9 protein-coding genes are annotated in these 20,297 nt (G+C 60.1%); all 9 read right to left on the bottom strand.

Translation table 11 applies throughout. The annotated features are described in order from the left end of the window. Window positions 1-152 precede the first annotated feature (152 nt). Entirely contained in the window at window positions 153-554 is a 402-nt protein-coding gene (locus IEX75_RS10640; RefSeq protein WP_188794176.1) for a hypothetical protein, read from the bottom strand. A 171-nt stretch (window positions 555-725) separates the two neighbouring features. Next, entirely contained in the window at window positions 726-13,325 is a 12,600-nt protein-coding gene (locus IEX75_RS10635) for a filamentous haemagglutinin family protein (protein WP_188794175.1), read from the bottom strand. 363 nt (window positions 13,326-13,688) lie between these two features. Next, window positions 13,689-14,060: a hypothetical protein gene (locus IEX75_RS10630; RefSeq protein WP_188794174.1), complete on the bottom strand. Its 372-nt coding sequence runs from the start codon at window positions 14,058-14,060 to the stop codon at window positions 13,689-13,691. A 14-nt stretch (window positions 14,061-14,074) separates the two neighbouring features. After that, complete coding sequence (locus IEX75_RS10625; RefSeq protein ID WP_188794173.1) at window positions 14,075-14,698, bottom strand: OmpH/Skp family outer membrane protein; 624 nt, start codon at window positions 14,696-14,698, stop codon at window positions 14,075-14,077. Between the two features lie 117 nt (window positions 14,699-14,815). After that, window positions 14,816-15,457 (bottom strand): hypothetical protein, encoded by a 642-nt coding sequence (locus tag IEX75_RS10620; RefSeq protein ID WP_188794172.1) that lies wholly within the window; start codon window positions 15,455-15,457, stop codon window positions 14,816-14,818. A 10-nt stretch (window positions 15,458-15,467) separates the two neighbouring features. Next, window positions 15,468-17,249 (bottom strand): putative porin, encoded by a 1,782-nt coding sequence (locus IEX75_RS10615; protein WP_188794171.1) that lies wholly within the window; start codon window positions 17,247-17,249, stop codon window positions 15,468-15,470. A 107-nt stretch (window positions 17,250-17,356) separates the two neighbouring features. Further along, a complete protein-coding gene (locus IEX75_RS10610; RefSeq protein WP_188794170.1) occupies window positions 17,357-18,028 on the bottom strand; it encodes an energy transducer TonB family protein in 672 nt (223 codons plus the stop codon). A 12-nt stretch (window positions 18,029-18,040) separates the two neighbouring features. Beyond that, window positions 18,041-18,445 (bottom strand): ExbD/TolR family protein, encoded by a 405-nt coding sequence (locus tag IEX75_RS10605; protein ID WP_188794169.1) that lies wholly within the window; start codon window positions 18,443-18,445, stop codon window positions 18,041-18,043. Between the two features lie 10 nt (window positions 18,446-18,455). Further along, entirely contained in the window at window positions 18,456-20,270 is a 1,815-nt protein-coding gene (locus IEX75_RS10600; protein WP_188794168.1) for a DUF2341 domain-containing protein, read from the bottom strand. Window positions 20,271-20,297 lie beyond the last annotated feature (27 nt).

Genomic DNA, 20,297 nt, shown 5'->3' with positions numbered 1-20,297 from the left:
CACGATTTATAGTCATCTTGATTTTTATAGTGAGGCGGGGATTATATATTCATCTTCTAAGCATGCGATCTACCAACAGGCGTCATGGACAAGCGCGCAATTTTCTTTAGAACGCCAGATCGAATGAAATCACCAATGCCTCACCAGAACCGTCATCGGCACAGCGACGATTCGTACGGCAATCCGTATTCGTGCAACATGGAATACACCTCCCTGTCCAGCTCCGACATGCGCGCAAGCGCAGTGATCTCATCCAACGCCAGTTCCATCATGACGGATCGAATCGCACTGCGATGCCCCTCCATGCACCATGTGTTCAAGATCTTCATCAGCTCGGCGAGCAGGACACCTTTCACTTTATCCGTTGCATTGCCTATACGTTTGAGCTGTTTCTCCAGCGAATAAGTAAGCCGCTTGCTGAAAGCACGCTCCGCCACCTCAAGCAATGCCTGCAGCTGTTCGCGCGTGCAAGCCCGCAATAGCGATTCGGCCATGGTGTATTGACGGAAATTGGAAAGCTGGATCAGTGTTTCGACAAGCGCACCCTGATTCACTGTGATTCGCCTCAATCCTTTGTCTTGGGCTTCGTGGAAAAAAAACCCGTCCCGTCCCTGGGACGGATTCCGCAAGGAGGATGTTCGATTCATGCTGGGGGCCTTAAGGCCGGTGCCTGCCCCGCCGGCCTTTATTGTTCTTACGGTTCTATGCTGGTTACCGGTATGTCGTTATTCGCTGAGTTGCCTGCGCTCGGCTTCGGTCAATGATTTTTTGCGTGCATCGCTAAGAGGGCCGGCACCGAGCACTTGCACGGGGCTGTTCGGGTCGTAATAACTGCCGCTACCTTGAATGCTGGTGCTGTTGTCGCCGAAGCCCAGCACCTGCACCGAGATGATCGACGGCTGCTTGCCGAGCGCATCGTTCTGTTGCTGCTTGGCCATATCCTGCGCCACCTTGCTTACCGCACCGGCTGCAGCGGCCGCATTGGTAAGTGCGCCGACGTTCACCGTTTGCGCCACCGGCACACCAATCTTCTGTCCCTGCACCTGGATGTTGTCGGCATTCAATACTTGCGCCGCGGCCACCACCAGGTTGCCGGAGACACGGATGCCGGCATCGCCCGCATCTACCGTACCGCGCGGCGCGACCAAATAGACGTTGCCTGTCGGCGCGCCGGGTATCGTTTGCAAAGTGGCGATGCCGGCGCCGCTCACTTCACCCTTGGCGTCGAGGATGCAGAAGGCATCCTGATCACACAGATAGCTGGGCGGCGGAATCACGGCCACAGTTTTTGCACCCTGGCCTGCGTTGATATCGCCGTTGGAACTCCAGATCACCATATTGCCGCCCTGCTCAGTGAACACGCGACTTTGCGCCAGCAACAAGCTGCGGTCGGTAAAGATGTCCACATTGCCCTGCTCCAGGGTGATCACGCCCATGCTGTTGGGGCCGGCAACCACGTTGCCTCGGGAATTGGTAATAACAGGTGGCGCTTCGGCACTGCCGATCAGTGCCTGACCACCAGGTCCAAGAATGCTGATATTGCCGCCCTGCTGCGTCTGGATGGTGGAACTGCGAATATCCAGGTCGCCCGTGTCGACGGTCTTGGCTTCGCCATTGATGCCACCTGCGCCGCTGCCGTTATCGGTGTAGCCCAGCGAGGCGGGGAACAGGCTTTCGATCGCCGCATAGCCGCGGGCGTACTGGTTGTAATAAGGACTGGATGGATTGTTGTAATCCGCACCGACCTGCGCCAGCAGCTTGAAGAACTCCTGCTGCACGAACAATTCCTGTTTGTAGGAAGGCAGTTGCTGGAAGGCGGTTTCAGCTTGCTGCGGCGTCAACACCACGTTGAGTTGATCCTTGGCGAAACCCGTGAAGACCGCCTGGCCGTCTTCTTGTTGCTCCATGAAGGTGACCAGATCCGGCACGAGACTCCCAAAGCCATCTACACCATTCGGGTTGCTCAGGTATTGGGTGAGGAAGTTGCTGGTGTCGATACCCGGCGCTACGCCAAACAGCACGTCGACACTGGCGCCATCATGGGGCAAGTAGGGGTTGAGCGAGTTGCCGATGCTTTCGATGCCGGTGGGAACGTTGATGCCATTATTGTTCGCGTTGAGAAGATCGGCGTGGCTGGTGAGCGGACCAACATTGTGGCCCGCCTCGACATCCAGCGTGCCTACGCCACCCAACTCAATGACAGGTACCAATTGATAATTCAGCCCCAGTGGTTGAATCAAATCCAATGAAGTGGGGTTGTACTGCGTATCGTAGATATCATGACCTGCCACGATCCGCGTGACATCCGAGCCGTGGGTTTGCTGGCCGACGAACGACAGGTCGACGATATCCTGACCTGCCTGGATCAACGCCGGCTTGTCCGGCTCGATCAGCAAAGCATTCGCGTAAGTACCGTTGGGTGCCGGCGTGCCGTTGATGATGCTGCCGTTGAGCGCGTAGATGCGCACCGGCGTGGTGTCATCGCTGTGGAGCCCAGCCTGATGCAATACCTGAGCGTAAAGAGGATTTACGCCTCCATCATCCAGATAAACCTGTCCGGACAGATTTGAGTGGTCGACCGGATCGGAACCGTTGGGCGAAAGGGGCGAAGGCAACACCGAGGCATTCGCATCGATGAGGCCAAAGCCATACCAGGCGCCATTGGTAGTGAAAAGATCGTAGTTCTGCTGGCCAAATTGAATCGATCCGCCAGCGAGCAGACTCAAATTCCCCGTTGCCGATGGATACAGCCCACCTCCGGTAAGGATATTGACATTCCCATTCAGCGCCGTGAAATCAAGCGTCGAAGGCAATACGCCGAGTTCGCCAGCCGGAGCATCTCCAAGCACCTGTGTTTCCCAGGTGAGACTGCCCAGCGTCACATCGCCAGCAGCGGTTTTCACGTTGACTGCCGAGTTGCTGCTGTAGCTTTGCGCATCCGCCTGGCTAACTCCTAGCACGGAGTCGTAGGATGGATCGAGAATGTCTGCGATATTCACGCCATCACGGGCTTGCACGTTCCATTGCGCATCTTGCAAGGCAAGCAGCGTGGAAACAGGAGTAATGGAACCGTCAATCGCCTCGTTGTTTGGACCCGTGCTACCCGCCGGCAATACATACGTGAAATCGGAACCGATCAACCCGCCCGCCGAGAGGCTGCCCGTACCCTTTGCGACGAAATAACTACCGCTAAGAATATTGCCGCCCGCGCTGACCGTGAGATTGCCGCCGCCCACAGTGGTGATGGCGGTGCCTGCAGCATTGGCATACCAAGTGGTGGGAAGCGAGATCGAAAGATCGCTGATATTGTCACCCGCTGTAACGGCGACATTACCGCCGGCGCTCATCACGCCCTGATCGAAGTTGGCAAAGTTGATCGAGCTGCGGGTGACGACGGAGCCGCTTGCGTTGAAAACGTTGCCGGTTTCCATCCACGGCCACCAGAACTGGCTGATCAGCGTACCTGCCGTGCCGGTGATGCTCCCAGTGGTGTCATAGACCTGTTCGATGCTGTTGATATTGCCGCCTGCGCTGAGCAGAACATTGCCTGCGTTGACGGGATTGACCGGGTCGGTGACCAGCAGATCGGGCACGGGTCCGCTACCACTAGCAGCCATGACCACATTCACTCCGGTGCCCGCCGTCGTCCCCAACGCAGGCTCACCCGCGGCATAGACTGTGGCGGGTGCAGTCGAATCCTGCCAGTCAATATCGCCCGCCGCCGCAATATCGATGGAACCTGTGCCGGTACGCACGACAGTGGGAAATTCCAGCGTTTTGTCGTCGCCGCCGTTCGCGGTGTACTGCGCAGCGAAATGACCGTCGAGATTGATATTGCCGGCGCTGGTATTCGCTACAACGGAGAGCGGGTTGGCGCTGGCGAAATTGGCTCCTGCCACCAGCTGATACGTGCTGCTTGATCCGCCCAGCAAGGTGGCGGAGGCTAATGACGCCGGATTGGCCAGGCTCGGCATGTTCGAGGGCGAGTTGTTTGCTGCCCGGGGTATCTGCAGCGACTGAGTGAACGGGTAAGACGGGGCGTAGAACAATACCCATGAGGTGCCGGAGGGCGTAATGCCATTCAAATTGTTGACGACATAGTTGTAGTACGTGTTGAAACCCGTGATGTACTGGGCGTAGTCCTGCGAATACAACGTGTAGTTGCTGAGCGCCTCCGATTGCAGCGGCGCCAGAATGGGTGGCGGCGACTGCATCTGTGTCTCCGGGACATTGCCCTGGAAATTGGTGGTCAAATAGTTTTCATACGCTTGTACATACGCGGCATAGCTGGCGCCGATCTGCGGCGGAGCCACGCCCGGGGGAATGTAGTAAAGAAAGACATTGAAGTCCGCTTGGTTGAAAGCGTATGACCAGCTTCCGGGCTGGCCATATCCCACGGTATCGATGTATGCCTGATAGTTCAGATAGTAAGCATGGGACTGAAATTGCTGTGGCTCCTTCACCGCAAAATAGAAATTGCTGTTGGTGTCGTTGACGATGTTGGTGGCGACGGAGGGGCCTGTTGCATCATCGGACGCATAGAAATAAGTGTAGCCACCGTTCCACAGGTCATACTGCCCACCTGATGGGGATGTGCAACATTGACTTGTATATTCCGAATTGCCGTTTAGTAGATAACCGACGGCATTTAGATACGCCTGGTAATCCGGGGAGTAGAGAGGATCCTCCGACGACAAGGTCTGAAATACGGGCGCCGTAAGCGAAGCGCCATCATTCTGCTGGTAGAAGCCATCGGTAATGCTGGCATCGACATTCACGTTGTGCAGGGCCAGCACGGTCAGTGTGGGTGCAATGCCCGAGGCAGAGACGGAAGGATTGGCGCCATAACGATATGCCAACTGGATGGTGCCATCGGCGGCGGTAACGCCAGCACCGAGGTTCCAGTTGGTAAGTATCGAAATATCGCCGCCATTGGTGCTTGCGTCCGGATTGATCAGCTCGATGCCGGGGCTGATCTGCAAATTGGCAATGCCCGCATAGCGATTGCCGAAGGTGTAGCCCGGTTGCTCCACATAGCTCATCAAGGTGCCCGGATCGCCGGTGTTGCCGCCGACATAACCGTAGAAATCCTGATGCGCCGCATTGGCCGACGTCGGCACGAAGTAATCGTTGCTGAGATAGGTTTGCAGCATCGCGGCCGTGGTAGGCGCGGCCAGCGGATCACCTGCCTCGTCGTACCAGGTACCGCCTACCAGCTGCGGCGTGCCGCCAGCGCCGGCGGTGTACCAGCCTGCAGGATCGATCAGGCCATCAAAGGACTTGGCTGTACCCTTGTATTGGGCGTCAGCCGTACTCCACACCGCATACGGCACGAGAGTGATACGGCTGGCGCCGGTGATCGGTGCCGTAGTGGCGAAGCTGATCGGTACGTCGCCATTGGCCAGCAACGGCGCGCGCAGGTTGACTACGCCGCCCACGCCAGCGGAGCCGCCCGAAACATTCACCATGGCATTCGGCCCGAACACGATGCTGCCGGCACTGCCGGGCTGCATGTTCTCGTAACCATAAGTTGCGTTGAGACTACCGTCCGGCGTGCCCTTGGTGCCGATTTCCACGATGCCGCCGTATTGTCCCGGCATGCTGCTAGTGGCCAGCAGGCTGCCGTTGACGGTGACGCCGTTGCGGCCGAAGAGCTGGATTTCTCCGGCGGCGTCACCGGAAACATTCAGTGTGCCTTCGATATCCACCACGCCGGCACTGCCGTTGACCGTACCGCTGCCACCGTTGGCGGTGAGGTACACATCCTGCGCCGACAAGCTTTGTCCAGCGGAGAGCAAAAGGTTGCCCGCGTCGCTGGTGATGGCGACGCCACCGGTGATGCCTGCGTTGCGGATCAGTTGCGCCAGTTGATCCAGATTCAGCGCACCACCGCTGCTCAGCGTGAAGTCACCACCCTGATAGCCGCTGGCAGCGCCGCCTTCAAACGTGCCATTCAACGTAGCGAGATTGTTTGCAGCAATGGTGAGGCTGCCTGCCGTGCCACCCAACGGCGCACCGGCGAAGTTCACCACCGCGCCAGAGTTCACGATCACCGAACCTTGGTTCGATGTGAGTGCAAGATTGCCACCCGCCGCATAGGTGGTGACGTCATAGAAGGTTTTGTTGACGCCCGCGGTGTCGACGTTGGCATTGCCGGTAAGGGTGAGATCGCCACTGGTGGCGGTCAGATTGAGCTTGCCGGCCAGCGCATCCACTTGCGAGCCCACGATCAGCGTACCGCCGCTGAGCGCCAAGGCGCCGCCCAGATTGTCATCGGCCAACGGCGTACCGCCGGCATGGTTGACGGCGAAGCTGCCGGTCGTAGTCAGCGCGGTATCGCCACTGCTTTCAGCCAGCAGGATCGGCGTATTGAAGCTGACGTTGGCCTCACCGAAATCCATGCCGCCGGTGCCTTCGCCTCTCATGCCCTGGCTGGCGTTGCCAGTAATGCTGGCAAAGCCCTGGGTGACACTGTTGCCGGCGGTGAAATCCAGCTCGTTCGCGTTGAGTATCAACTGGCCCGTGCCCGCTGCCGCGGTGGCGGCACTAGTGCCGGCCGCATTGCCCAGACCAAGTGTGCCTGCCTTGATACTGACCGTACCGCCATTGCTGACATAGGCGTTGGCGTTGAGATTGAGGGCCTGCGGCAGATCGATGCTGACATTGCCAAGGAAGTCGATCGCACCTCGACTGTTCAGCGTGATCTGCTGCGCATTGTTGAACAGGTTCAAGGTGCTTGGGCCGATGACCAGGCCGCCAGTGCCAGCACCGGTCGCCATGCCGGCGCCGATAAAGTTGATCTGGTTGGCGGTGGCTTGGATGTTCTGTGCGGTAAATACTGCGTTTGGATCCACGCTGGTGGCGCCGGTGGTATCCATAGTGAGCGAGCCGCCGCCCTGCACGGTGGCGCCGGCATCAATGGTGAGATTGCCCAGCGTGGTGCCGGAAACGTCGTAGCGGGTGACCGGGGCAACGCCATCTTGTGAAACGCGCAGCAAGGCTCCGTTACCACTGACCGCAGCACTGCCGTTGCTGCTTGCATTGCTACCGAACAGCAGTGGCGTGGTATTGGGTGTGCTGCTACCGGTGGCGGCAAGATAACTGCCTGGCTGCAACACGACGCCTTGCGCACCGGGATCGCCATTGCCATTGGCAACGAGCAGAATCTCCTGCCCTTGCAGCGGGTCGGCGCTATCGTTGGACAGCACCACGCTATCGGCGATGCTGGTGACTTGATAGCCGTTGTTGGTGAGCTGGCGGGTCCCGCCGAGCAGCAGGCTGCCCGCGTCAAAGGCAGTCAATTGATCGGCAGAGATCTGCAGATAGCCGGCCAGCGGCGTGGAATTGGCGTCCACCACCTGGATCGCCTGCGCCGCGATATCCACCAAGCCCGGACGACCACCGCTGGCAGGCGCGTTGTCCAGCGTGGCATCCACCAGCAATTGCTGGGTGGCGCTCAACGTCAGATGACCGCCATCTTCGGGCAGCAGCGGCGCAACCGTGCCGCTGCTGGCAGCCTGAGCGGTGAAATAACTGTTCGCGTCGGTGAACCTGTACTGCGAATACTGCTGCCATACCGGCGCCGATTGCACGAGGAAGGTGGTGTTGGTGGATTGATGCGCGCCGTCCAGTGCATTGGCGAAATATCCCGTAACGCTGAGCGTGCCATCTGGCAGGACCACGTTCTGACCCAGCGCGACGTTCTGTGTGCTGGTGTCCTGCACCACGCGGTACGCACCTGGCAGCGTCGCATAGCCGGCGGGCAGCAGGGTGTAGTAGCCGGCGGGCAGTCCGGCGATGCCGGACAGGTAGATCGATTGGCCCACGGCTGGGCCGGCACCGGCGCCAGCGGCATTGCTCATGGCCGCATCCTGCGCGCTGACCGGCGCGGTATAGCCCGGCAGGATGGCGTAAATGGCGCGGCCATCGGTGTATTGCGGTACCTGCTCGCCGGTAGTGCTGTTGGCGTAGCTGGTTTCGTATTGGGTGAGCACATTGACGGTGCCGCCCGTACCCGGCACCCATTCCGAGGCCTGCAAGCTGCCACCACCGCGAATATCGATGGTAGCGCCGCTATCCAGCGAAACATTGGAGCCGGCAATGGTGATGGATTTGGCGGGCGGTGCCGTCAGCGGGGAAACGGTATAACTACCGCCCGCGCCAGCATAATTCCACTCCTGACCATCGGTGGTGCTGCCATAGGGCACGGTTTCGCCACCGAGTGAAACCGACGTAAGACTTCCGGCACCGAGCGTGACAGTTTGCGTGGCGACCAGATTCGGATAAAGGACATTGGTCCCAGCAAGGCCGAAGGCGGTCATCGCAGTACTGGGATTCTGTACGCCGATGACGAGATTGCCGGACGGCACCCATACCGTACCGTCCTGCACGATCGTGTCGGCATCCAGAAGCAGGCCGCCACCTGCCGACAGCGGCACGCTGGCGGCGCCATTGCCCTGGATGGTAAGCGTGGTAGTGAGCGCCTGGCCTTGTGCGCTTGTCAGACCGGAAGGATTGGCATCAATCGCGAAGTAGTAGTTGCTGACCGGGTAAAGCTCGGCCGCCTTCAAGGTGATGTTGCCGGTGCTGAACAGCATTCCAGGAATCATGCTGCCGTTGGCGTTGGCGTATTCGAGGTCGACGGGTTCGTAGAAGCGGATAGCGTCGCCAGCGGCGAAATGGGTGTTGCCCCAGCCCTGCAAATTGATTAAGCCGCCCAGGTCCATGAAGTCGGCTTGGATATCCAAGGTGCCGCTGCCCGCCACCGGACTCCGCTGTGCCGTCGTATTGCCCGAGGCACCGGTAATTTCCACATAGGGGGCACTGATCTGCACGATGCCATCGCCCGTGTTGTAGGCGCTGGCGCTGACCCCGGACAAATCCTTGCTGCCTGCCGGCAAGGCGGTCAATGTGCTCGCATACGCCGCGAAGCTTTTGCCGAGCGAAAGATTGATGTTGCCGGCGAAACCGATCGGCAAGATGCCGTAGTTGTCTGCGCTGTTGATGGTGCTGCTGACCGATGCGTCTGGACCGAGGACAAGGCTGGTGATACCGGAGTCGTCCAGGTGATCCAGCGCGAAGTACAGCACCCCCGTGGCACGGCTATATGTGACTGCGCCCGTAGCAGGATTGACAATCGTAACGTGTGTCGGGTCGCCACCATCCAGTTGCAGGCTGGAACCAGGCACCAGCAGACCGGATGACTGCAATACGATAGCGGTGGACTTTGGTTCCCAGGGATTGTTGAAGGGCTTCATGCCGACAATCTGCAAGCTGCCGCCTTCACCCTGAGCGTTGCCTGCCTGTCCCAACAGCTTGCCGTCCGCATACAGGCCCGCGGCGGCGCCCAGCACGATCGAACCGGCATTGCTCCATACCGGGGTGGGTGTGTAGCTCGTCCCGGCTCCGCCGGACGCGCCATTTGCGCTGGGCAGATCGTAGACATCGGAGCTGCCCGACACGTCGATCACGCTGCCTTGCGCGGTAAGCACATAGCCGTAGTCGGACGTCAGACTTACGCTGCCGCCATCCAGCACCACACCTGTGCGAGGGATATATCGCGGGGCAACGCCCAGGCCCGTCAAGCTGCCGGACACTGCCTCCGCCAAGGGATTGACCAGCGATACGCCGGCGACATCCAGGACTGCCGACGGCCCCAGCACGAGTTCCGGCACGCTAGTGAGGAAGTTGCCACTGGCCAGGGAATTGCTGGGCGTAGTGATGGTGCCGCCCGGTGCGTCGATGGTGCCGTCCAAAATCGTGGACTGTGTGCCCGTCAGCGCGATATTGGCCCCTGCATCCGCGGAAATCAGCGCCCCCACTCCCAGCGTCAACGAACCTGTGACGCCGGGGTACGCCGGTGGTGCAGGAATCGAGAATCCATTGACAAGGATCGACGTTGCCGAGTAATTCAAATATTGACCCGCGTTTAGCGAAAAACCTGGGCCATTCGCACCACGGGTGATATAGCGCAGGTAGGGCGCCAACTGCCCAACGCTGACATAGGCGCTATCGGTCAACGAACTCTGGCCATAGATGTCCGTACCGGTGGGAGCCGCCTGCAAGGCGGTGACATTGGGCAGCAAGTTATCGCGGCTGATCCGCACGATGGCGCCCGGCGCGATGTTCGCGTCTGCAAGCGAAGTAAGCGCGTAGTTGTCGAAACCCTGGCCCGCAAAGAAGGAAGGGGACAGATACAGGCCGTTGCTCAGCGCCAGATCGCTGGCACTCCCACCGATCTGGATATCGTCCACCTGCAAACTGAGCGTGCCGCCACCGCTGAAGCCGTAGGCGCGCAAGGTGCCATCCAGTACGAGCTTGCCCTGGCCGAGGGAGGAAGGCGGCGCCCAATTGGCGTTGTCGAATTTATTTTGGCCCTGGTCGGCGTAATCGATCAGGCTGATGCTTCCACCACTCCCAATGGGCACGCCATTGTTCAACTGCAACTGGCCGCTGCTGTTGACGTAGCCGCCGCTGGACACATCCAGCAAGCTGCCCGATTGAAGCACGATTGAGCCGGTTTCATCGGTAGAGGTGGGGGTGCCGGCATTGTTGACAACAATATCCGCTTGATTGTTGATCAGCTTGATCGTGCCGCCATTGATGTAGCGATCGCCGATGTAATTGTCTGTGGAAGCGCCGGTGTCGTTTACCCATAGCCCGCGAGTGCTGAGCACCGTGTCGTTGCCGATGATGATGTCGCCGGGCAGGAGCGCACCCGCAAGGCTGGTGGGATCGGGCAAATAGCCGCCACCTGATCCCGCCAAGGTGATTGCACCAGACGGGGCGCTGAGTTCACCGAGAATATGAATGGCGTCCGCCGTAAGCTGGATCGAACCGCCAGGCTGCACGCCGAGTACGGTGCCTGCCTGCTCAAGGATCTCGCCACCGATGGGTGCGGTGGAAGTCAGGTTGACGGTACTGAAGCCGCCCTGCTGCGCCAGGTTGGCTGAAACCGGCACCCAGCGCGACAGGTCATACGTATTGCTACCCGTGGGATCGTCCGCGCTGAGCACGGTCGACCACGGCGTATCGGCCTTGAAATTGGGATCAAGCTGCTCGAGCGGCGCTACGGATTGCTGCAACAGGATGCTGGGCGAGACATTTACACCAACCGTATTGGCCGCGCCGGCAACAGTGATCTCCAGCGTGCCCCCGCTGGGTTGGGTACTCTGCGTCACTTGATTGCGGCCGGCAAACGCCTGAGCACTGATCTGGCCATCCAGCACCAGAGCATCGCCTGTAGCGATATTGAGCGTGCCTGCATTACCGCCTACTGCAAAACCGCTATCCCAGCGCGTAGTGCCAGCCAGCAGCGGATTGCTGTAGTTGGTGGTGACACCCCAACGGTTGTCGACAACGTCGTATTCGCCGGCAAAACCGACATAGGTGAGGTTGGGGTCTGCATCGGCAATGTTGTAGATGCGGCCGTTGGAAGCCAGCAGGTTGGGCGTGGTGACCCAACCGGCCTGGTAGGCGATATAGCCGCCACCCAGGTTAAGTTGCGCGCCGCTGCGCACGATCACCTGAGTACCGGTGAGATTGATGCTGCCGCCGTTGGTCATCAGCTGATCGACGGTGCGCGGCACATCATCCACGTAGCCGGAAACGTTGAGGATGGGGCTGCCAACCCAGGCAAGGCCATCGGTCGTCACGCCACTTTGGGTGCTGTCGACGACGACGTTCTTCTGCGTGTACAGGAAGCTGTTGCGCAATAGCGGCGAATTCGCCAGTTCGTTCTGGCCGATGCGCGGAATTGTCACCAGCAAGGCCGACATGGGGAGCTCCACGTCAGCCAAGCCCGACACGTCGATCACTGCGCTGTTATCGACATAGATACGACCGGCCAATGGATCGGTATGGTCTGTCGCGTTATCCAGTACGGCATTGATGCTGAGCTTGGCATTGGGCGCCTCCAGCAACGATCCAGGCTGGAAGGTGACCGTTTTGCCAGTGAGGGTAAGGCTGCTACTGACGAAGGCAGCAGTAGCCGCAGCCGTGGAGGTCGTGGTCGCACCGTCCTCTTCCGGCAGCACAGCGGTAACGGAATTGGGACCGAGCGTCAGGGCTCCACCACGCTGATAGGAACCACTCGCGACCCCCTCATCCTGAGCGTTCAGCACGATGCTGCCCGGGTAATTGATACTGGTGGAGGCCAACGCCACGCCATCCTGGGTAACGCTGTAGCCATCCATTTCCACGTGGCCTCGCCGTGATTGCAGCAGACCGGTATTGATAGCGTTGCCGCCAGTTCCCGTATCCAGCACGGTCAACGGCTGCGTACTCGACGACGCATTGATGAATTGCGTACCCGCCGCCAGGATGACCTGACCCTGGTCATCCACGACACTGCCGGCATTGGAGACGCTGGGTGCGGCCAACAGCACGAAGCCTTGTGTTCCGCCGGTGATGGAGGCACCGTTTTGCACCACCACGTCGTGGTTCTTGCCATCGCTAAACGCGCCGTTGACCAGGAACGGTAGAGCGGAGTTAGTGGAAGCGATGCCCCCGTTGAGAAACTCGCTGTTGCTGGTAGCGACATCGCTGCTCAACAGATCCAGCGAACTGGCAATCAACGACTGCGTATTCACCTGGCTGCCGGCACCAAACAGAATGCCGTTGTGATTGAGGATGTAGACCGTGCCTTCGGCTTTGATCTGCCCAAAGATCTGACTCGGCACGCCACTCGGATCGATCACACGATTGAGCGCAATCCAGTTGTTGTTGCTGCCGTTGGTCTGGTTGCCGCCGCTTTGATTGAAATACAGCGTGGTGTTGCTGCCGACGTTGAAGCTGTTCCAGGTGAGGATGGCTTTTTGCGCCGTCTGTTTTACCTGGACGGTGGTTTGTCCGTTCGACGTCGTTTGCGTGGGCAGGTTGGCGTTCTGCCATAGCGACGGATTGCTGGATATGCCGGATGCGACGACCAGGCCGCCGGGCGTCAAACCATTTGGTACCGGTGATGTTTGTTTCTGCGCCGCTTGTTGTGCTGATTGTTGCGCGGCGATCTGTGCGGCGACGGCTTGCACAGTGCGACTGAGATTGGCGAGTGATTGCTGGACCTGTTGCTGTTGCAGCAGTTGTTGCGGCGACTGCGGGACAATGCCGGCCGTGGCCGGCGAGGTGCTGCCGGCAGGCTGTGTGGTATTGCGATTCAACGCCTGCTGCTGCAGCCATGCCTGACTCAGCGGCGGCGGATTGCTGCCGGCATGCACCGGCAAGGCGGCCATCGCCAGCACGGTAGCAATGGCATAGGCCAGGGGGTGTCTGAGCGTTACTGCACGCGTGGAACGGAAACGTTTGCCTGAACCGACCGGTGTGATCACGAAACTCTTCCCCTGGACGTCTTTAATCGGCACTTCACCGTTAAGTAGACCGCCGCGTGGATGACGGACTGAACCGTGTCATCAAAATTTCATGGGGCATGTCGTGGGGATTTCACACGATGAAAACAAATGCCGTCGTTCGTTGGCGCGTCTCTGTTTGCGCCCTATCCAGAGCGTCTTTCCTTGCCTCGACGTCATTCCGGCGAAAGCCGGAATCCAGTGTAATTACGCGTCCGAAGGACACATTAATCTTTTTAGGTTGAGTGCTTCGCACGACGTATTTGAACTGGATTCCGGCTTTCGCCGGAATGACGTCGAGGGACGATCAGATATCACGCAAGACTGAAACACTCACCGCGCACGTCAATGCGCCCCAACCGGAACACCAAACAACGGCAGCGGCTGCAACGGCGGTGGCCGCCATGGCGTCACGGATTTACCGAGATTGCTGCCCATCTGATGACTGAAAGCCGAAAAATTGAACTGCCCCACCTGCTGGTTGCTGGGCAGCTGCGTGACGGCATCAAGCTGTATTTGCGGTTGAGGCGCGGGACGCGTGGACGCGGCCAAGCGTTGGTTGAGGCACGCGTATGACAACGCGGCATGGTCGTTGACGCTGACGTCCACACACGACGAGGACGCTTGAGCTTGCGCGGGTGCATCCGTCTGCGCCATCGCAGACGCGGATACGAGGCACAACGTGCCTAGCCATAAAACGGAATGCACCACGCGCATGGTTTCATCACCGATTACTGTTGCGCACCGCTCGGCGCGCCGCTGTTGGCGGGAAGTTGCTCCAGGTTGAATGAAATGGTCGTGACCTTGCTGTCCAGACCTTGCACGACCGCCGGCGTCAAATCGTTGGCCATGTTGCCGCCGAGCACGGCGTTGCGATCCAGCAGCAAGCCACAGCTCTTGCTGCGGTACACGTCGGTGATCACCGGCTGCGCATATTGCGCGATCTGGCCCATGGCCTTGACGCGCGTGGCTTCCAGCTCACGGCTGCGCAGGGCCTGGTCTTCCTGAACTTTCTGCATGCGCTGGCCCAGTGCCTGCTCACGCGACTGGCGCTGATCGGCGGACAGCGATGCCGCCTGCGAGCGATAGGTCTGCACGTCGGCATCGATCGGCTTGCGCTCCGCATCGATCTCGCTCTGTGCCTGTTCGGTCAGCTGCTTCAAGCGCACGGAAGCGGCCTTGCCGACCTTGGCGTTGGCGAAGATCGCCTCGCGCGACAGATAGCAGACCCCGGATATCGCCGGGCCGCCGAGTGGCGGGTTGCTGTCGCCGCTGGATTGGGCTTGTACGGCAGCGGCCGGCACCACGGCGAGAAGCATGGCGGCAAGAGCGGGAAGCGTTCGAACAATGCGCATGGTTGGTCCTTCAGTGGGAATTGGCGGTTGAAAAGGTATCAACGTACGCCAATTGCGTTGCGATTGCAGCTACGAGTCCCCTTCTCTCCTTCGGGGGAGGGCCAGGGGTAGAGGGAGTCAATGCGCCGTGCTGCCAGTCTTACCGGAAGGCGTCGTCATGCGCGGATCGTAACGCTGCTCGTACAACCGGTCCCCGTAAGCCTGCGCCGCATTGTCCAACTTCACCCGCTCCGACGCCGCAAACGGCTCACGGCCGGCAATCATCTTGCCCAGGCTCATATGGCTGTACGCATCCAGGATCTCGTTGCCGATCTTGTACAGCTGCTGGTTCTTCGCCGTGCAGGTGGTGACTTGCTGCTGCGCTTCGCTCAATTGCCCGCCGAGGTCGCTGCCATGCTGTTCCTGCGCATGCTCCTTGGCATTGGCGTCAGCCACCTCTTTTTGCAGTTGCTGCACCTGCGCCTCGGCCTGTTCGCGTGCGGTGCGCTCGGTAGCCAATGCCGCAGCATCCTGCGATGACATGCCTTGATGCTTGCCCGCTTCCGCCTTCGCCGCATCGGCCTCCTTGCGCGCCGCGTCGCGCTCCTGTTCAAGCTTGGCTTTCTCCGTCTGCCATTGCGCTTGCTGGCCTTGCAAGTCCTGCAATTGGTTGCGTGCGTCGGCAAGCTGCGAACGCAATTGCTCCTCCAGCGTTTGTGCGTGGACGCTGCCGGCCAACGCGGCGCAGAGGAAGATGACGAAAGTCGCTGCACGTTTCATCAGTTATTCCTTAGAACTTCGTGCTGATTTCAAACTGCACCACATCGATGGTGAATGGCGGACCGTACACCTGCTTGGCGCCGTAGTAGCGAGCGGACAACCAGGTACGCGGCGCGATGCCGTAATCCGCGGTGAGGATGAAGCCCTTGGCATTGGTGCCGCCGAGGTGGAAGTTCTGGTCGGTGAGGCCGTCGAGCATCGCGTCGGGCTGCAGGTACTTGTAACCCAGCGCGATATTCCATTCGTTCAAGGCCATCGGCTGCGGCGTACCGATGATGCCGCGCACCAGCCAGCCTACCGGACCGCTCTTGTACGGGCCGTTTTCACCCGAGGTGGCGCTGCCCTGGTAGTTGTTTACCGGCACGCCCAGCCCATCCGGATAGCGGTCGAAGGCATCGCGTGCGTGATAGGCCAGGTTGCGCTCGTATTCGGCCTGGATCTCGATCGGCGTTTCGCCGACTTTGAAGTCGATCTTATTGGTCAAATCGGCGATGTGATAGTTGTACGACAGGCCCACGAACTGCGGTTGCGCGTAGTTGGTCGGCGACGACGTGCTAGGTACGATGTCGCGCAGCAAGAACACGGTATTGCCCCACTGCATATAGTCCGGAGCGGTATCGTCGGTGCTGCAGTAATTGATACCGGTGTAGAGATAGCAGGGTGCGGACAGTTGCCCTCGCATGCGATCGAAGTAGTAATACGCCAGCGCCATCTTCCAGCTTGCTTCATCGGCAAACTTCCATTTGAAGCCGAACTGTGCCGCGCTCATCCATCGGTTGTCCGAATATTTGCTGTTGCTGCTTGCCTCGGCAGGCGCTTCGTTACCGGTAGTACCGCCGGTGTACTGGATCGGGAACGCACCCAAGGTCGCAAAGGCCGTCAGGTCATCGGAGAACGGCAGTTCGCCATGCCCGGCGACACCGTCGAAATTGAGTTCGGTGGAATAGATCAGGTCGGTGACCATGAACGGATCAGGCATGCGGCCGGCCGTCACCGACAGATCCTTGTTCGGCTGCCAGCGGATCCAGGCCTGATCCAGCCAGATGTCTTTCTTGATCAAGCCGCCGCCCAGCGTCTGGGTGGTCGACACAGGATTGTTGTCGCCGCCGGAACCGATGCGCACGCCCGCGGTGATGGTGTCGCCGAGCTTTACGTTCATGCCGATATGCGCCTGCAGGCGCAGCATGTTGGTGCGGTTCTGGGTGGAATTGAGAAGCGGCGGGTACACATTTGCCGTGCTGGTGTTGATATCGAACGGTCCGTTGCGATTGAGCGCAGCGTAATCGATGAAGTCATTCGCATTGTTGCGACTGTAGAGCCAGGATTCATCGCGCACGTGCACGTCGCCATACCAGCTGATGCGATCCAGCCAATCCGGTATCGCATTCGGCTCGGCCCAGTGTTCGCTCTTGGCCTGCGCGATCACTTCCTGCTTCACCTGCTCGCGGATTTCGTTGCGCACGTTCTGCGGCACGTAGACGGCGCGCACGTCGCCCGGCTGCGCGCCGTCCGCCGGTACAGCAGTCGGCGCGGCAACAGCGGCTTTTTGCGCCTGCATGGCTTCGTCGTTGGCTTGCTTGAGCAAACCGTCGGCTTCGCCTTGGGTGAGCAAGCCCTTCTTCACCATCAAGTGGATCAGGTTGATCGTGGCGTTGGTTGATGGTGCCGCGTCCTGCGCGAAAGCCGTGACGGCCGGCCCTGCCAGCAACACGCCGACAACAAGGCATAGCGCCTTTTTGTGCATGGGAGTCGGTTTTCCCTTGCCGTCATTCCCGCGAAGGCGGGAATCCATGTTTGCCTCCCGCCAGGAGCGAGATGGATTCCCACTTCCGTGGGAATGACGGCAGAGTAAATTTTGCTTCTGCGCGAGAGACTTCATCATGTTCTCCATAAAAAACCTCAACCAGGCCGATAGCCGCGCATGGCAACGCGCACCGGCATGCTCAAATTCGGGGGTGGTGGCGTATCGATGCGCACGCCGCGCAATACTTCGAGCAGCGCGCTATCGGTCTTCGCAACACCGCTGGGCTTGATCAGTTCCACGCGCGTCACGCCGCCATCGGGCGAGAGCCACAGATTCACGCGCACGTCGAACACCAGGCGGCGCGTGCGGTCGTCGCGCTGGACAGCTTCCTGCAACGCGTAGCTCAGGTATTGCTCGTAGGACGAACCGCCCACGCCGGTGCCGCCACCGCTGCCGACCATGCCGCCACCCTCGCCCGCACCGATGTTGAAGGCATCGTTGCCAGCCTGGGCGGGACCGTTGATGGTGATTTGCTTGGCGAGATCGGGCGCTTTAGGCGCCTGCACCGGTTTGGCCGGTTCGGGCTTGGGCACTTCCTGCTTGATCTCTTCCACCTTCTTCGGCTCCGGTGGCTTTTCCTTCGGCGGCGGAGGTGGTGGTGGCAAGGGCGTGATGGTGGCGATGCGCGGTGCAGAACGGCGCACACCCACTTCGTGGCCCGCCAGCATCCACACCAGCCATGCCGCAGCAAGCAACAGCACGATGGCGATGATGCGTCCGCGCCATCGCTGCCATCGTGTCCGCTTTGGGTAACCGGGCTCGAACATGGCGCGCGCTCGTCAGCTGGATTGCTTGCCGGTCACCAGACCGACTTGCGTGAGTTCAAGACGGCGCAGCAGGTCGAGCACGTCGACCACTTTCTGGTACTGCACGTTGGAGTCGCCCTTTACGATCACCGGGAAATCCGGCGTGAGCGCTTTCTGTTCGCGCAGGCGCTGTTCGAGCTCGCCCATCGTCACCGGAAAGGCGTCGAGAAAAACCTGCCCGGTGTCGGACACGGTGATCGCCTTGGTCTGCGGCTTGGCCAGGCTCACCGATGAACTGGCCTTGGGCAGGTTCACCTTGATGCCCTGCACCGCCGCGGTGGTCATGATGATGAAGATCACCAGCAGCACGTACGCCAAGTCCAACATCGGCGTGATGTTGATGTCGTCGTAGGGTTTGTCTTCGTCCTGGACTTGCATGGCGCGCTCCTCAGCTTTCCACCGTAGAGAGATCGGCGGCGCGATGCAGTTCGGCCAGGCGCGTCACGAATTCGTCGACGAACACCTGCATGTTCGCGGTGACCGCCTTGTTGCGCGTCAGCAAGTAGTTGTAGCCAAACAGCGCAGGAATCGCGACGAACAGGCCGGCTACCGTCGCCAGCAGCGCAGCGGAAATGCCCGGCGCGATCGCGTTGATGTTCACGTCGCCCGCGGCGGCGATGGCGGCGAAGGTGATCATCACGCCGACCACCGTGCCGAGCAGACCGAGGAACGGGCCGCCCGAAATCGCAATGGTGAGCATCACCATCGAGCGTGACAGCGCCTGGTTCTCGCGTACCAGGGTGGAATCCATCACGGCGCGAATGGCTTCGATGGATTCGGAGGCGATCACCAGCCGGCCTTCGTCGTCGCGGCGGCGCCATACTTCCTTGGTGCCGGTTTCGTAGAGGCGATACAGCGACGAACCGGTAAGTTCACCCTTGATCGCCGGCGATACGTGGTTGCCGGCAAGGCCAAGCAAATTGCTGCCGAGTTCGCGATAGCGATGCAGAAAACGTTCATTCGCGTTCGTGACTCGTGATACGTAGCTGCCGCGCTGCCACATCACCAGCCAGGAGATCACCGCCATGATTCCCAGCAATGCGATGACCACCCATGCATCCACCGTCACCGACTTGACGATGATGCCGAAGTAGCCGAAGCCGAATCCGGATTTCTTTTCATCCTCGCCGTACGACACCAGCTTCGACTCCGCGCCTTGTGTCAGCACATCGGCGGCCATCACCGTTGCCGGGCGCGCCACACGCGAAAGACGCAGTTCATCCATCTGGCCGACGAATGCGGCGAATGGCACCGGCGTATTGCCGGCGCTGGCGATATCACCGCCGAGCGTGGCCGAACCGCTCAAGGCAGGCAGCGCAGCGGCGAGATTGGCAGCGGGCTGCCCATTCACATACAACGTCACCTGCCCGTTGCCGGCCGTCACCGCCAGATGCGTCCACTGGCCCGCCTTCAACGGCGCCGTGGCATTGGCACGCTGCGGCGCACTGCCACCATCCACTTCCACGAATGGTGCACCGTTGTCGATGCCGATCAGCAGGGCTTTGTTGTCCTGGCGATGACCGTAGATCAACGTGGCCGTGGCCGGCATCGCATCCAGCTTGATCCATGCGCTGAAGGTAAAGCTGCCACCATCCTTGATATCGAGCGACGAGCTTGCCGGTAAGGCGACGACACTGGAGCCATCGAAGCGTCCGGCATTGCCGGCGATGCCGTCATCCATCGTGCGCAGTGCACCGCTTTGCGCATTGTTGCCGTAAGCGGTCGCATCTTTCGGCGGCTGGCCACTCTGTTCGTCGAAGTGATAGACCAGGGTGTAATCCGCATCGAACGTAGCGGCGCCATCACTGAACATGGGTGCCTTGGTGTTGCCGTAGTACATCCAGATGGTTTGCTGGCCGTTGGCCGGCAGGTCCGTCACGTCGAGCCAGATCTGCGCCACGCCCATCACCGGATCGAAGTTTTCGATCTGGTAATTCAGCGGCGTCTTGCCGTCAGGACCGACAAAGCGCAGATCGGCGCCGGTCTTGGCAACGCCGTCGAACTGGAAATTGCCGGGATGCAGGCGGATCAACAACGGCATGCGACCGGCCGGCTGCGCAAGATTGCCGCCCTTCGGCGTCGTATCCAGCGTGATGGGTTTGCGGTACGACCAGTCGTCGTTCCACCAGGAAGCCTCGCTGGCCATGCTCAATCGTGGCGCCAGCAGCAGGCACAGCGTGCAGAGAAGGATGAAGTACCGCATGGTCGTTGAGCCTCTATCCGGATGATG

Source organism: Dyella nitratireducens, from assembly GCF_014642835.1.
GTDB classification, from domain to species: Bacteria; Pseudomonadota; Gammaproteobacteria; order Xanthomonadales; family Rhodanobacteraceae; genus Dyella_B; species Dyella_B nitratireducens.
The sequence above is the reverse complement of the archived record's forward strand: the minus strand, read 5'-3'. Positions and strand labels throughout refer to the sequence as shown.

What these genes read in the sequence shown, in the direction of transcription:
- IEX75_RS10600 (WP_188794168.1), bottom strand. Translation starts at nt 20,270, where the DNA reads ATGCGGTACTTCATCCTTCTCTGCACGCTGTGCCTGCTGCTGGCGCCA.
- IEX75_RS10625 (WP_188794173.1), bottom strand. Translation starts at nt 14,698, where the DNA reads ATGCGCATTGTTCGAACGCTTCCCGCTCTTGCCGCCATGCTTCTCGCC.
- IEX75_RS10630 (WP_188794174.1), bottom strand. Translation starts at nt 14,060, where the DNA reads ATGCGCGTGGTGCATTCCGTTTTATGGCTAGGCACGTTGTGCCTCGTA.
- IEX75_RS10620 (WP_188794172.1), bottom strand. Translation starts at nt 15,457, where the DNA reads ATGAAACGTGCAGCGACTTTCGTCATCTTCCTCTGCGCCGCGTTGGCC.
- IEX75_RS10615 (WP_188794171.1), bottom strand. Translation starts at nt 17,249, where the DNA reads ATGGATTCCCGCCTTCGCGGGAATGACGGCAAGGGAAAACCGACTCCC.
- IEX75_RS10610 (WP_188794170.1), bottom strand. Translation starts at nt 18,028, where the DNA reads ATGTTCGAGCCCGGTTACCCAAAGCGGACACGATGGCAGCGATGGCGC.
- IEX75_RS10605 (WP_188794169.1), bottom strand. Translation starts at nt 18,445, where the DNA reads ATGCAAGTCCAGGACGAAGACAAACCCTACGACGACATCAACATCACG.